We start from the raw sequence: 14552 nt of genomic DNA, 5'->3' as shown, positions 1-14552 counted from the left end.
TGACAACAGGATCAAATAAGAGGATTAGTTTCCGGATTGGAATGCATAGGTAAGCGTTCCCTTTTTTGAGTCTGAACGATACGATACCCAAACCACACGGCAACCAACGCCATTGCAGAACGCGTTACTACCATTGGGATTATAGAATCTGCTTCTAAAAACCCCAGCAATGCTGAGATTAAAAAAGTCACCATCAGCTGCATAAAACCCAGTAAGGCGGCCGCGGTTCCCCTTCCTTCTTTAAACGGAGATAAGGCATGAGCAGACGTAATTGGAAACAAAATACCGATAGCCAGTAAGGATAGATAAAGCATTGCAATTTCTAAAGCTACCGAAAGATTTTCAGCAGCAATAAGAATATGAAGTGTGCATACCGCCAGCAAAAAAATCGTAGCTGCAAATAAAAGCGTTGAATTGCTTATTCTTTTAATCAATTTGGGCGTAATATAAGCTGCTGTTATCAACGCCAGTGAGTTAAAAGCAAATATAAAACTAAACGTACTGCTCGAAAACCCATGGATTTCCATGAATAAAAACGGAGCATTGGAGATGTAAATAATCAAAGAGGCAAAAGCAATGCTTCCAACCATTGTACTGTCGATAAAATCCCTGTTGGAAATAATCATTTTCAGCTGGTATTTCAATCCTTTTTCATCTGATATTTCATCATCAGGAAGATTGATTCTGGTATTGGTTTCCGGTACATATCTGTATACCATGAAAAATGTAATCAATCCCATAATGCATAAAAACGCAAAAGAGCTGTTCCAACCCCAGAATTTAAGAAATACACTTCCCAGTAACGGGGCTACAATCGGAGCAATCCCACTGATCTGCGATTGCTGTGAAAAGATAGTGACTGCTTTATGCTTATCATAAAGATCAATAATAATCGCCCTTCCGATAACAATTCCGGCACTACCTCCGAATGCCTGCAGAAAACGCATAGCCCATAAAACATAAATATCTGAGGTGAAATAAATGGCGGTTGCCCCTACAATAAAAAGTAAAAGTCCGCAGTACAGCATGGGTTTACGCCCCTTCTTGTCTGATAAAGGTCCCCATAACAACTGCCCGAAAGCAAACCCTGCAAAAAATACAGAAATGGATATCTGGATATGCCCGATATCAGTATTAAAAATCTTCGCCATACTTGGGAAAGCAGGAAGATAAAGATCTATACTAAGCGACTCCAGCGTGTTGAGCAGTGCAAGAATAAGCACTACTATATTCAAATTCTTCTTCATAAATAACGATAAGCCCTCACGGGCGATTTTTTCAGCTGCAAAATTGCTGTAAAAAGCATCGCCTTTCAATAAAAGAACTGAAGGAAGTATAGGACAAACTGAAGATTTAAAATCAGGAATAATTTAAAAACAGGAATTTAACCCTGATATTATAGTAAATACTGAAGATTAACTTTTTCCATTATTCTTAAAATAATCGGGATTTTGGCCGGTAAGCTTCTTGAAAAACCTCGAAAAATATGAAGCATCGTTAAAACCAAGTTTAAAAGCAATTTCCTTTACCGTGAGCGCTCCAAAGCTAAGTTCTCTTTTGGCTTCCAGGATAAGGCGCTGGGAAATCATCTTTTTTACGGTTGTTCCTCTCAAATGGCGTACAATATCATTAAGATGATGGCTGCTTATCTTTAACTGATCTGCGTAGAAACGTGTTTCTTTGTGAGTTATATAATGTCTCTCAATAAGTCCCACCAGCTCCTGAATACGCTGACGGTCATTCAATAAAGGCTCCTGAGGGATAATCTGCTCCCCGATGATGATACAAAATGCTTTCAGATATGCTTTTAAGAGCTCTGTTCTTGATGCTCCTTTATATTCCTGCTCCATCAGGGATATAATTGTACTGCAGGTTTTTTCATTTTTTGGATTTAAAATAAAAGGAAGCTCTCCTCCTGTGAGGACTGATTCTATATCACAGGCTTCGTTGAAAATTTCCCGGCTTATTGCCAGTGCATATCCTTCCTCGCCTTCAATTTTCATGTTGAATGCCTGCCCGGGTGCGATGATACAGATTTGATTGTTCTCAAGTTTGTAGCTTTCAAAATCCAGTTCTAAACGGCTGCTTTCATAGACCTCTCTGAACCAGATAATTTCAAAAAAATTATGCCGGTGAACATCATGAAAATTCTCCGGGCCTGCCGCACTCAGTGTGCTCATCTGAAATTTTTCAGAAGTCAGATGGTGAACCGGGATTTCTTTTTCTGAGGTGGTCATTGTATTGTAAAATAATTATCGAAAACAAAAACCACAGCAAAAAAAGTGCTGCGGTTTTCTTACAATATTTAAAATTAAATAATTTTTCGGTTTGAGAAGTTATTCCTTTAAAAAATTTCTTCGTTTGTTTATTTAGCTAAAAACAAGATAATAAATTAAACTCCAGATTATTACAAAAAATAAAACGAAAACAAAAGACTCTTTCAGATTCTGATCTCTTTTCTTTATATAGTGTTTATATAGAGTAACCATTATGAATGTTATAATTACTAAACAAGTAATACTGTAAAGGTATACATCTTAATGGTTTAAAAAAGCATCCCATCCCTGCGCTGTAAGGGCTACCAGCTGGTTAGACCCTCTTGCCACCATAAAGTTTCCGTCTTCTTTTTCTACCGCATGACCTATGATGGTAAAATCCGGATGGTTTTTAATTTTATCAAAATCATTGGGTGAAATCGTGAACAGCAGTTCATAATCTTCACCACCGCTTAATGCAGTCATTACCGGATTTAAATTCATTTCATCCGCGGTAGAGATCGTAAGGCTGTCCATCGGAACTTTTTCCTCATACAATCTGAATCCTACTTTTGACTGATCTGAAAGGTGAAGGATTTCGGAAGCCAGACCGTCTGAAATATCAATCATGGAGGTTGGCCTGATATCCAGCTCTTCCAGAATCTTTTTGACGTCTGTTCTTGCTTCAGGTTTCAGTTGTCTTTCCAGGATATAATCATAACCTTCCATTTCAGGCTGCATATTCGGGTCGGCAAGGAAAACAGCATGCTCTCTTTCAAGAATTTGCAATCCCATGTATGCTCCACCCAAATCTCCTGTTACGACAAGAAGGTCATTTGGTTTTGCCCCGCTTCTTTTTATGATATTCTCCTCATTCTCTATTCCCACAGCGGTAATACTCATTACCAACCCGGAATTGGAGCTTGTAGTATCTCCTCCAACCAGATCAACCTTGTATTTTGCACAAGCCGCCTGAATTCCGGAATAGATTTCTTCTAAAGCTTCCACCGGAAAACGGTTGGACACCGCCAGGGAAACCAAAATTTGTGTAGGAGTTGCATTCATTGCTGCAATGTCGCTTAAATTTACGACTACAGCTTTATATCCTAAATGCTTTAAAGGAACATAACCCAGATTAAAGTGCACTCCTTCAGCCAGTACATCTGTTGTAAGAATTACTTTTTTGTTATCAGGATTAATAACTGCCGCATCATCTCCTACTCCAAGCTCCGAAGATTCGTTGGATAACGGAAAATGCTCTGTCAGATGTTTAATAAGACCGAATTCTCCTAATTTCGAAATGGGCGTCAGCTCCTGTGATTTATCTTCAAACATGATTTTTTTGTATTAATGTAAAATGTAAAATGTATTCATGATGTTAAAATCATTACCACATTCAACCTAAAACTTTGAATTATTTAATTAATTCTGCCGGGTCAATATTGCTTGGATGGAAAGGAAGTTTCTTGAAATCTTCTTTTGACAATACCACTGTTTCCGGGCTCTTGTATTTGTTCATTGCTTCTACTACATCGTCTGGCGGAGTAGTCATTTTTCTAAGCATCATATCAATCCATACTCCTGTAGCTTCTGATGTTGCACAGTGTACGCCATCGGGTGTATAGAATTTGTGCAGGAAACGGTAGATTGAAGAGTCTTCTGAGCATCCGTCTATTTCCACACTTACGATTACCGTCTGATCAGCATAGATCTCTTTGAAAAAGGAATACCTCTCATGCAGGATCACCGGCCCTATTCCCCATCTGCTCAGCTGGGTAACCCCCATTTTCTCTTTAGTCATAAAAGCCATTCTGGCTTGTGCACAATACTGTACATATGATGAATTGGCTAAGTGCTTGTTGGCATCAAGGTCGCTCCATCGCACTTCAAATTTATGGTAGAAAATCATTTTGAAAATCGTTTTTGGTATTATAAAATAATAATCTTCAAAAATACTCAAATAAGATGGTTTATAAAAATTGTACTTTTGAAAAAATAATCTTCCGCATAGGATTACATTTACATGAAACAGATCATTATTATCGGAGGCGGTGCTGCAGGCTTTTTCTGCGCATCCAATCTTGACGAAAAAAAATATACAATTACCATTTTAGAGCAGAACTCAGATGTCCTTCAGAAAGTTAAGATTTCCGGGGGTGGACGCTGCAATGTGACGCATGCATGCTTTGATCCCAGAGAACTGGTTCAGTTTTATCCTCGTGGAAATAAGGAGCTGCTAAGTGTTTTCAGCAAATTTCAGCCCGGGGATACGATGGAATGGTTTGACCAGCGCAATGTTCCGTTGAAAATTGAAAACGACAACAGAACTTTCCCTGAAAGTAATTCTTCTCAAACGATCATCAATACTTTTCTGAATGAAACTCAAAAGAAAAATGTAACTGTACAAACAAAATGTTCAGTAAAAGAGATTGAAAAACAGGACGAAAAATATATCGTAAGAACCAATTCCGGAGATTTTGAGGCAGATTATATCGTATACACTACCGGAAGTTCTCCAAAATCGCTGAAAATTATCGAAAATCTGGGGCATAAGATTGTAGACCTTGTTCCTTCTCTTTTCACATTCAATATTAAAGATGAATTGCTGAAAGATCTTCCGGGAACAAGCTTTGAAAATGCAGGAATTTCAATTCCAAAGCTGAAAACTGAAGAAAGCGGACCTTTGCTTATTACCCACTGGGGACTTTCCGGACCTGCCGTTCTGAAAATTTCCGCATGGGAAGCAATAAGCCTCGCAAAGCTTAAATATAACTTTGAAATTGATGTTAATTTTATTTCCATAGAAACGGATGAAGCAGAAGAAATCTTCCAGAATTTCAAAAAAAGCAATCCTAAAAAAACGATCGGACAATCCAAAATCTTTGATATTACCAACCGATTCTGGCAGAAGATTTTGGATATTTCAAGGGTTGACCTTAATAAACAGGTGGCTAATATTTCCGGAAAGGAAATGCAGAAAATCATTGAAAACCTTTGCCGAAAAAAGTTTCAGGTAACCGGAAAATCTACTTTTAAAGATGAGTTCGTAACTGCCGGAGGTGTTGATTTAAAGGAAATTAACTTTAAAAACATGTCTTCAAAATTACTTCCTAATTTCTATATTGCCGGAGAAGTTCTCAATATAGATGCCGTGACAGGAGGCTTCAATTTCCAGGCATGCTGGAGTGAAGGATGGCTGATTGCGCAGGATCTCAATAATTTATAAAAACATAATCTTTAATAAAACTACAAGCATAAAAAAAAATCTCACTTTCTTTCTTCTTTTTTGTCTGTTTTTAGCATACAGCCAGGAAAAAATGATTGTTTCTAATTGGACTGCATTTACGCAGGCTATTAATATAGAGAATAAACAAGGCTGGAATTTTCGGGTAACGGCAAAAATCAGAAAAGAAAATCAGGATACCAGCTCAAACTGTGGGTTATGGTGCAGGATAGACAATAAAGACCAATCTGTTGGTTTTTTTGAAAATCAATATTATGGAATCAAAGTTACCAATGAATGGAAAACATATGAAATAAAAGGAACCGTTGATGCAGCAGCTAGGATTATAAATGTTGGGGCTTTTGCACAAGACAACGGAGATTTCTATTTTGATGATTTTAAATTGGAAATCAATAACGGAAAATCTAAAAAATGGATTGAAATTCCGTTGGAAAATTCAGGTTTTGAGAAAGATATGACTACATCAAATGCTTGGTTTGAAGGAATCCGTTCTCAAAAGGTAACCCATGTAAAACATTTTACAATTGGAACTTCAGATTACAAACCGTTTAGCGGCAATAAATCACTGGTAATCAAGGGACATGACATTATTGGTTCCATGCCTCATGGAAAATTTATGGATGTTAATGGTGTTAAATTATATTATGAAATTTATGGAGAAGGTGAACCTTTGCTTATGCTTCATGGTAACGGACAATCTATAAGTGCCTTCATGAACCAAAAGGACGCTTTTGCTAAAAAGTACAAAGTAATCATTGTGGACTGCCGTGAGCGTGGAAAATCTACTTATGACAAAACGAAAGAGCTCACCTTTGATATTCAGACAGAGGATCTTAAGCAGTTTTTAGAAAAATTCAATCTCAAAAAGGTAAAAATTCTGGGATGGAGTGATGGAGGTATTCTTGCTTTGTCTATTGCGATGAAACACCCCCAATTAGTAGATAAAATTGCCTGTTCCGGAGCCAATATTTTTCCGGAGGGAACCAAAGATGACGAGTTGAAATCCATGAAAGAAATGCTCGTGAGCCTTACTAAAGAGAATAAAGACCACAAAAATGATATCTTTATTGATCTTCTGAATCTGGATTTGAAGTATCCCCAATGGAAGTATGAAGATCTGAATAAAATTCAGTGTCCATCTTTGATCATTGCTGGAGATAAAGACCTTATAAAAACAGAACATACAGTAAAAATAGCTGAATCTATTCCTAAAGGGCAACTGGCCATTATCCCAAATGCAAGCCATTTTGTTCCTGAAGAAAAGCCGGAATTGTTCAATGAATTAGTCATTGATTTCTTTGAAAATAAATAATCTGAATACACAATATAAACAAACCATGAAAAAAACATTAGCATTCATTTTATTCTTTGGATTTGGGCTTGCATTTTCTCAGGTAAAGGAAACTCAGGCACAACCCGTAGAAGATCATTCAACAGATCATCCTGCAGACGATAAATTTGAACCATATCCTGGAGGGATGATGAAATTTCGAAAAGATATCGCAGACAAAATAAATTTAACCCGGATAAAGGATATAAATTTGAAAACAGGGACACTCTTTTCGAAAGCAAAAATTATAGTTAAAGCCAATGGTAGAATAGAAAATATTCTAGTAACAGGAGATGATCCCGATTTCAATAAAGAAGTAGAAAGAGCAATCAAATCTCTAAAAACAAAATTGAAACCGGCAGAACGCAATGGAGTACCTGTTCGTTCATCTTATTCGGTTCCTTTTACCTTAACAATGAATAATTAAAGTGCTATCAGTCAAAAAAAGCATTTCTTCTTTCTTTAAAACCCTCATCATCATAGGGTTCGGGTATTTCTTTTGGCTGATGCTGAAGATTACATTAGAATACATTCCTTTTAATCCTGAAGTCAGTTTTCTGATGATCAAACAGACGGAAGTGGTAGAAAGGCCGGAATATCTTCCGCTTTTCTATACGCATGTTTATACGAGTATTTTTATACTTCTTTCTGGTTTTCTGGCCATTCTCAGAAAAGATTTTGGAGTAAGAAGCTTCCACCGGAATATGGGGAAAGTGTATATTTTTCTCATTTTGATTTTTGCTGCACCTTCAGGAATTTATATGGGGATATTTGCCAACGGAGGCCTTTTATCAAAGAGTTCTTTTGTTATTTTAGGCTTTTTGTGGTGGTTTTCAACGTTCAAAGCGTATCAGCTGGCCAGACAGAAAAAGTTTAAAGAACACAAGCAATGGATGTGGCGGAGTTTTGCTCTTACATTATCTGCTATTACCCTGAGAATGTGGAAAGTAATTATTGTATATTTATTTCATCCCAATCCAATGGATGTCTATCAGATCATTGCATGGCTGGGCTGGATTCCCAACATCCTTATTATTGAATATTTAATCACAAAAAAGCATATATGAAAATTTTACATTACACTCTTATTTCCTTACTGGCAGTTGTTCTGGCAGGCTGTAAAAAAGAAGGAAAAAATAATGAATCCGTGAAAGATTCCCTTACAGCCAAAAAAGACTCTGTTGGGGTGCCTGAGGTTCATCAGGAATATTACGGAATTTATACCGGGGAATTTGCCGGAATGGAAAAAATAGTTGACGAAACAGATGGTTCGGAATATGATGTCAGCAACTACAAAAGAATTTCATTAAAGATCAACAGAATCACCAAAGACAGCGTGTACGGGCAAAGTATCGTTAATGGTAATCAGCGCCCGTTCCGGGGAGTTTTCAATGAAGCATCAGCATCATTTGTCCTTGATGAACCGGGAAATGACAAAACAGACGGAAGATTTGAAGTTAAACTAAAAGGTGACAGCTTAACCGGAAAATGGAGTGCTTTTGATAAGACAACCGTTAAAGCTCCTTCAAAAACCCTTAAACTGGCTAAAAAAGAGTTTGTTTACAATCCGAACTTTATGCTGGATAAGGATTCTGATCTGGTAGACTGGTCAAATCCTAAAGAGTTTACTGAAAAATATAAGGATGAAGAAACCGGAAAAACAGAAAGCTATAAAACGTCTAAAAACCGAATCGCTTCTGAAGCCATATTTAAACTGAATGCATCCAAACAGAAGCTGACGGAAAAAGACCTTAAAAATTTAAGAAAACTGGACCTTGAGATCATTAAAAATTCTGTATTTGCCAGACACGGCTACTCCTTTAAAAAAGAAACCTACAGAAATTTCTTCGAGCAAACAGACTGGTACATCCCGGTTTCCAGCAATGTAGACAATGATCTTTCGCCTCTGGAAAAAGAGAATGTGGCTTTACTGAATCGCTTTACCAAATATGCAGAGGATAAATATGACAGTTTTGGGAGATAAGCAATAGGTGCTAGGTTGCAGGGATTAGGTATTAGGGGTTGAGGTTAAGCTATCATTGTTTGTCATCCTTACAAAAATATAGAGAATCAGGCAGCCTATGGCATAACACAGATTATCAATCCATGAGAAAGAATTTCCGATAACAATATACATCAGGCTTCCAGGGCGGAAGCCTAATTTTTCCGCAATATGGAAAAACTGTGCAAATTCTATCAGAAATGAAAAAATCAGAATTCCCAGAATCAGCTTTTCATTATTTACTTTTACAAAGCTCTTTACGAAAGTATAAAGAAGCATCACCACAATAACATCACCGAGATAAGCCCTCACAAAGAAAATATGGCTTAGCCTGGTAGCAATCAATACTTCCGTAAGAAAAATACAGATTGTCAGAAGGAAATATTTAAGGCTGAATTGGAATTTCGTTTCAAATGGATTTGACAGTTCTTTTACGCGGTTCTTCATATTAAAAAACATAAGCTTATTTTAATACTATACAAAAATAAAATTTACATATTATATCGATCATTTACAAATGAACAATTTATTTTTTAATACCAATTCATTTTTTTTAATACTTTTACAACCTTAAATTAAAACCATGAAAAAAGCTTTTTTACTTATGCCAATTTTCTTTTTGGCATCATGCTCTAGCAGTAACGATGATGATACATCAGCTGGCAACAACGGAAATAATAATAACAACGATCCGGTTTTGGTAACCAAAATGACGATGGACGGAGATGTTTTAACGTTTTCTTATAACGGTTCAAAAATTGCTCAGATCAAAAATCTTACTGAAGGAAGTGTAACTACATTTACCTATTCTGGTGATCTTATCTCACAATCTGTAGTTAATGGTTCAAATACCTCTATTACGACTAAATTTGCTTATGACGGAAGCGGTAGATTAACTAAAAAAACAATTAACGGGACTGATTTCGGTGGACTATGGAATTCCGAATCTAACTACACTTATCAGGCTAACAACAATGTAAAAATAGTATATACTGCATCTACTTCAGCATCAACAAGAAGTGAAACAAGAAATGCTGTACTGAATGCTGATGGTTCGATGAGCAGCTGGACCGGCACTCTTTCAAGAACCCAAAATAATACTACTGAAACAGCAACTTCTACTTTAAAAACAGTGGTGTATGACACAAAAAATGCTCCTTTAAAAAACATAACAGGTTATTTAAAGATCATTGATAATGAAGATGAAAGCGGATCATCACACAACACATTAAGTTACAACCATACCATCACTTACAATAACGGAACCGGAACTGAATGGACAATTTTCAAATCAAATTTCGAATATAATGCCAGCGGTTATCCTACAAAAGAAATCCGAAGCTATTATGATAAAACAGGAACTACAACTACGGGTTCCACAGACGTTAATACTTACGAATACAATCATTTATAATACAAAAGAGCCACTAAGGCTCTTTTTTTTGCAGGTATGTTAATTTTTTCACAAGCAATAGAATTATATAAATGTTTTTTATATATTTGAATTGAATCAAACTAAAATTACCATGAAAAAATTAAAAAATCAGAAAAAACTGACGAAAAAAGCATTGAAAGACATTACCGGCGGTAACGGTCCCGGAGTTTGCTGGGAAGGTCTTTGCAGGGTGAGAGGAACGGATGATGAATACACGGTGGGACCTTTGGACAATACGGGGTATTGCTGCTAATCCCATATATTTTAAACTAAAACAATAACCAAAAATCAAATTATCATGAAAAAATCAAACATTCAAAAAAGAAAACTGACAAAAAATGAGTTAAAACAAATCAACGGAGGCAGCGGACCTCTTTGCCCCGGAACTTGTTTTTGTAATATTGATGGAGAGATGACCATTGGAGCATGTACTACCAAAGGAAACTGCTGTTAATACAGCTGACTTATCAGATAAATTAAAAAAGATTGAGGGGTTTCCTCAATCTTTTTTTGAAAACAGCATTTCACAGCTAAAAAGTTAACATTTTGAATCACAATATTTTGGCCATAAAAAAATAACTTGTAAATTAGCTTTTACCAAATTAAAATATTATGAAAAATTTAAAAGATCAGAAAAGAAGGCTCAGTAAAAATGAGCTGAAAGAGATCAGCGGCGGTGCCAACAGACCGATCTGCCCAAGGGTAATAAGCTGTACAGATCCTAATACCGGAGAAGAACGCTATGGTGTTCCCGGGATGCAGGATGGATTTTGCTGTTAACCATATGTATAACACTTAAATAAAGGTATATGAAAAATCGGGACATTCAGAAAAGGAAACTCACCAAGGCTGAGCTAAAAGAAATCAACGGCGGCGCAACCTGCGCGGAAGGCTTATGTAAACTGAGAGGAGTAAACCACTTCCTCATCATCGGCCCAAGGGGTAGTGACGGGTATTGCTGCTAATTAAACTTTAACTCTATTAAAAAAATGATTGGACTACCCTCCAATCATTTTTTTTATCGCATTCAGCTTCATTAAAGCTTCAATAGGGGTTAAAGTATTGATATCTATTTTTGTAAGCTCCTCACGGATATTTTCCAGCACAGGATCATCCAGCTGGAAGAAAGAAAGCTGCATATTTTCTTCTGTCACTCTCTTAATGCTCTCTGAAGTACCTCCGCTTCCCTGGGTTCTGCTGGCTTCAAGGGTTTTAAGGATTTCATTGGCTCTGTTGACCACTTTAGAAGGCATTCCGGCCAGTTTTGCAACATGGATTCCGAAACTGTGCTCACTTCCTCCCGGAACCAGCTTTCTCAGGAAAATGATATTTCCTTTGTTTTCCTGGATAGAGACGTGGAAATTCTTCACCCTCTCAAAGTTGACGGTCATTTCATTCAGTTCGTGATAATGGGTCGCAAATAACGTCTTAGCCTGTGTAGGATGCTGATGAAGATACTCTGCAATAGCCCATGCAATAGAAACCCCGTCATAAGTGGACGTTCCACGGCCGATTTCGTCCAGTAAAATAAGGCTTCGTTCTGAAATATTATTAAGAATATTCGCCGCTTCGTTCATTTCTACCATGAAAGTAGATTCTCCCGCAGAAATATTGTCGGTAGCGCCTACCCTTGTAAAAATCTTATCCAGCAATCCTATTTCAGCATACTTCGCCGGCACAAAACTTCCGATCTGTGCCAAAAGACATACTATAGCCGTCTGACGCAGAATTGCCGATTTACCGGCCATGTTCGGTCCTGTTACCATGATAATCTGCTGAGAATCTTTATCCAGGAAGATATCATTCGGGATGTATTTTTCCCCCAAAGGAAGAGCATTTTCAATGATTGGGTGTCTGGCTTCTTTTAAATCGACCGCATAACCGTCATTTAAAACAGGCTTCGTATAGCTCTCAGAAACAGCCAGTTCAGATAATCCGGCAGCTACATCCAACTGGGCAATAATGTTAGAATTTCCTTGAATCTGATCAATATAAACCATCGTTTCCGAACATACATTTCTGTACAGCGAAGTTTCCAGGACCCCTATTTTTTCTTCGGCACCCAGAATCTGGTTTTCATATTCCTTCAATTCTTCGGTAATATATCTTTCAGCATTCACCAGGGTCTGCTTTCTCACCCAGTCATCCGGAACTTTATCTTTATGCGTATTTCGGACTTCAATATAATATCCGAAAACGTTGTTAAAATCAATTTTAAGGCTTGTAATACCGGTTCTTTCAATTTCTCTCTGGCACATTTCATCCAGGAAACCCCGTCCTTTGCTCTGAAGGTTTCTCAACCTGTCCAGCTCTTCAGAAACACCTTCTTTAATGATATTTCCTTTGGCAATACTTACCGGAAGTTCTTCATTAAGATGATTCTGCAGGAATTTAATCAGCTCTTCCAGGTCAAATAAAGGCTCCAGCCATGCCATCACATCGGCATGAGGATGCAATAACGCTTTGATTTTATGGATATTAATTAAACTTTGGCGCAGATACCCCAGTTCTTTAGGTGAGATTTTCTCTGCGGCCAATTTTCCCATTAACCGGTCAAGATCAGAAATGGATTTCAGAAGCTGGCAGATTTCGTACTTAAGAACATCATTTTCGTTTAAGAAATCAATCAGAGAAAGTCTTCTCATGATTTCATCCACGGATTTTAAAGGAAGAATAATTCTCCTTCTCAAAAGCCTTCCTCCCATTGGAGTAGATGTTTTATCAATAATATCCAGCAGTGATTTCCCCTGTGGATTGCTTGGATACACGATTTCCAGATTTCTTAAGGTAAAGTTATCCATCATCAGATAATCTTCCTGAGGAATGATCTGCAGTTTTGTAATATGGGCAAGCAGATTATGATGCGTATCTTCTACCAGATAGGCAAAAATAGCCCCTGCAGCCGTAATGGCTAATGGACAGCTCTCCACACCAAAGCCTCTTAAAGAATTGGTTTTAAAATGATTCGTTAGTTTTTCGTAGGCAAAATTATATTGGAAAGCCCAGTCTTCAAGCTTAAAGGCATTTTTATTTTTGATCTGCTCCGGAATCTGTGTACTTCTCTGGAAAATAATCTCACTCGGATCAAAAGTGTTCACAATGTGCAGCAGCTTTTCCAGATTTCCTTCGCTTACCAGAAACTCTCCCGTAGAGATATCTACCAGGGCTATTCCGTATTTCTCTTTTTCTTTGTGTAAGGAAAGCAGGAAATTATTCTTTTTGGAATTTAAAACCTGGTCATTGAAAGTCACACCCGGAGTAACAAGCTCAGTTACACCACGTTTTACAATTCCTTTCACCATTTTTGGGTCTTCCAGCTGATCACAGATGGCCACTCTCATGCCTGCTCTTACCAGCTTGGGAAGATAAGAATCTATGGAATGGTGCGGAAATCCTGCAAGCTCCACACTGCCTTCTCCATTATTTCTTTTGGTAAGGACAATTCCCAGGATCTGGGATGTTTTCACGGCGTCCTGCCCAAAAGTTTCATAAAAGTCTCCTACTCTGAAAAGTAAAAGCGCATCCGGGTATTTACCCTTGATGGTATTGTACTGAGTCATCAGCGGAGTTTCCTTCTTCGTTTTTGCCATAGTAAAAAATGAGCCCCAAATTTAGAAAAATAAATTCAGGGTAAGAGAATTGTTTGGGGGTTAATCTTTCTCTACTTTTCTTTATCAGTAATTAATCGTATTTTCACCATCAAATCACATTATTCATGGAATTTCCTGTTTTAGAGACTGAAAGGCTTATTTTACGTCAGCTTACTTTTAATGATACCCAAGATCTTTTCGAATATTTTTCTTTAGATGAAGTTATGGAATATTATGACCTGGACACCTTCAAAACGGAAGATGATTCCCGGCGTATCATCCAGCATTTTAACGGTGAATTCGAAAAAGGAAAAGGATTCAGATGGGCGCTGGAACTGAAATCTGAAAAGAAAGTTATCGGAACCTGCGGTTATCACAACTGGTACAGGGAACATTCGAGAGCCGAGATCGGCTATGAGCTCAATCCAAAATTCTGGCAGCAGTCTTATATGAAAGAAGCCATCCTTCCTATTCTGATTTATGGATTTGAAACCATGAGACTGCACCGCGTAGATGCTTTTATAGATCCGTACAATATTGCTTCGGAAAGATTGTTAACTTCTTTAAATTTCAGCAAAGAAGGAACATTGAAAGATTATTTTTTTGAAAAAGGAAAATTCGTAGATGCAACGATCTTCGGATTGATTAATAAGTAGGCGGGAAGCACGAAGACGGAAGCTGGAAGCTTCTATTGGC

At 37.4% G+C, this 14552-nt stretch carries 16 protein-coding genes; 10 read left to right on the top strand and 6 right to left on the bottom strand.

All coding sequences use genetic code 11. The annotated features are described in order from the left end of the window. Window positions 1-11 precede the first annotated feature (11 nt). The 4 genes from ACP3T3_RS15010 to ACP3T3_RS14995 all read right to left on the bottom strand — a co-directional run bounded on the left by ACP3T3_RS15010 (window position 12) and on the right by ACP3T3_RS14995 (window position 4164). On the bottom strand, window positions 12-1247 hold the full coding sequence (locus ACP3T3_RS15010) for a multidrug effflux MFS transporter (protein ID WP_426476630.1): 1236 nt from the start codon (window positions 1245-1247) through the stop codon (window positions 12-14). A gap of 168 nt (window positions 1248-1415) precedes the next feature. Then, the gene (locus ACP3T3_RS15005) at window positions 1416-2237 is read right to left on the bottom strand and encodes a helix-turn-helix domain-containing protein (protein ID WP_426476629.1); all 822 of its coding nucleotides are present in this window, start codon (window positions 2235-2237) and stop codon (window positions 1416-1418) included. Between the two features lie 300 nt (window positions 2238-2537). Continuing rightward, the gene (gene thiL, locus ACP3T3_RS15000) at window positions 2538-3590 is read right to left on the bottom strand and encodes a thiamine-phosphate kinase (RefSeq protein WP_426476628.1); all 1053 of its coding nucleotides are present in this window, start codon (window positions 3588-3590) and stop codon (window positions 2538-2540) included. 79 nt (window positions 3591-3669) lie between these two features. Beyond that, complete coding sequence (locus ACP3T3_RS14995; protein ID WP_426476627.1) at window positions 3670-4164, bottom strand: acyl-CoA thioesterase; 495 nt, start codon at window positions 4162-4164, stop codon at window positions 3670-3672. A gap of 114 nt (window positions 4165-4278) precedes the next feature. Between ACP3T3_RS14995 and ACP3T3_RS14990 the strand changes: the two genes are divergently transcribed. The 5 genes from ACP3T3_RS14990 to ACP3T3_RS14970 all read left to right on the top strand — a co-directional run bounded on the left by ACP3T3_RS14990 (window position 4279) and on the right by ACP3T3_RS14970 (window position 8813). Continuing rightward, window positions 4279-5481 carry an NAD(P)/FAD-dependent oxidoreductase gene (locus ACP3T3_RS14990; RefSeq protein WP_426476626.1) on the top strand — a complete coding sequence of 401 codons (1203 nt, stop codon included), beginning with the start codon at window positions 4279-4281 and terminating at the stop codon, window positions 5479-5481. Between the two features lie 91 nt (window positions 5482-5572). Continuing rightward, the gene (locus tag ACP3T3_RS14985) at window positions 5573-6811 is read left to right on the top strand and encodes an alpha/beta fold hydrolase (protein ID WP_426476625.1); all 1239 of its coding nucleotides are present in this window, start codon (window positions 5573-5575) and stop codon (window positions 6809-6811) included. A 25-nt stretch (window positions 6812-6836) separates the two neighbouring features. Further along, window positions 6837-7256, top strand: coding sequence for an energy transducer TonB (locus tag ACP3T3_RS14980; RefSeq protein ID WP_426476624.1), 420 nt, complete (start codon window positions 6837-6839; stop codon window positions 7254-7256). Between the two features lies 1 nt (window position 7257). Then, the gene (locus tag ACP3T3_RS14975; RefSeq protein ID WP_426476623.1) at window positions 7258-7896 is read left to right on the top strand and encodes a DUF2306 domain-containing protein; all 639 of its coding nucleotides are present in this window, start codon (window positions 7258-7260) and stop codon (window positions 7894-7896) included. Continuing rightward, window positions 7893-8813: a YARHG domain-containing protein gene (locus tag ACP3T3_RS14970; protein WP_426476622.1), complete on the top strand. Its 921-nt coding sequence runs from the start codon at window positions 7893-7895 to the stop codon at window positions 8811-8813. Before ACP3T3_RS14975 ends, ACP3T3_RS14970 begins: the two co-directional genes overlap by 4 nt. 24 nt (window positions 8814-8837) lie before the next feature. Here the strand turns inward: ACP3T3_RS14970 and ACP3T3_RS14965 are convergent, their stop codons facing one another. Beyond that, entirely contained in the window at window positions 8838-9290 is a 453-nt protein-coding gene (locus tag ACP3T3_RS14965) for a DUF2809 domain-containing protein (protein ID WP_426476621.1), read from the bottom strand. 124 nt (window positions 9291-9414) lie between these two features. Here ACP3T3_RS14965 and ACP3T3_RS14960 point away from each other — a divergent pair, with 124 nt between their 5' ends. The 4 genes from ACP3T3_RS14960 to ACP3T3_RS14945 all read left to right on the top strand — a co-directional run bounded on the left by ACP3T3_RS14960 (window position 9415) and on the right by ACP3T3_RS14945 (window position 11046). Further along, window positions 9415-10245, top strand: coding sequence for a hypothetical protein (locus ACP3T3_RS14960; RefSeq protein ID WP_426476620.1), 831 nt, complete (start codon window positions 9415-9417; stop codon window positions 10243-10245). 112 nt (window positions 10246-10357) lie between these two features. Continuing rightward, the gene (locus tag ACP3T3_RS14955) at window positions 10358-10519 is read left to right on the top strand and encodes a hypothetical protein (RefSeq protein ID WP_426476619.1); all 162 of its coding nucleotides are present in this window, start codon (window positions 10358-10360) and stop codon (window positions 10517-10519) included. A gap of 45 nt (window positions 10520-10564) precedes the next feature. Beyond that, the gene (locus tag ACP3T3_RS14950; RefSeq protein WP_426476618.1) at window positions 10565-10720 is read left to right on the top strand and encodes a bacteriocin; all 156 of its coding nucleotides are present in this window, start codon (window positions 10565-10567) and stop codon (window positions 10718-10720) included. A gap of 158 nt (window positions 10721-10878) precedes the next feature. Beyond that, window positions 10879-11046, top strand: coding sequence for a bacteriocin (locus tag ACP3T3_RS14945; RefSeq protein WP_426476617.1), 168 nt, complete (start codon window positions 10879-10881; stop codon window positions 11044-11046). Window positions 11047-11264: 218 nt separating this feature from the next. Here the strand turns inward: ACP3T3_RS14945 and mutS are convergent, their stop codons facing one another. Then, window positions 11265-13856, bottom strand: coding sequence for a DNA mismatch repair protein MutS (gene mutS, locus ACP3T3_RS14940; protein ID WP_426476616.1), 2592 nt, complete (start codon window positions 13854-13856; stop codon window positions 11265-11267). A gap of 125 nt (window positions 13857-13981) precedes the next feature. Here mutS and ACP3T3_RS14935 point away from each other — a divergent pair, with 125 nt between their 5' ends. Beyond that, window positions 13982-14512 carry a GNAT family N-acetyltransferase gene (locus ACP3T3_RS14935; protein WP_426476615.1) on the top strand — a complete coding sequence of 177 codons (531 nt, stop codon included), beginning with the start codon at window positions 13982-13984 and terminating at the stop codon, window positions 14510-14512. The last annotated feature ends 40 nt before the right edge of the window (window positions 14513-14552 follow it).

Source organism: Chryseobacterium sp. CBSDS_008 (genome assembly GCF_049959325.1).
Classification (GTDB): Bacteria; Bacteroidota; Bacteroidia; order Flavobacteriales; family Weeksellaceae; genus Chryseobacterium.
Note: the sequence above shows the minus strand (reverse complement) of the source record. Positions and strands in the feature narration are given on the sequence as shown.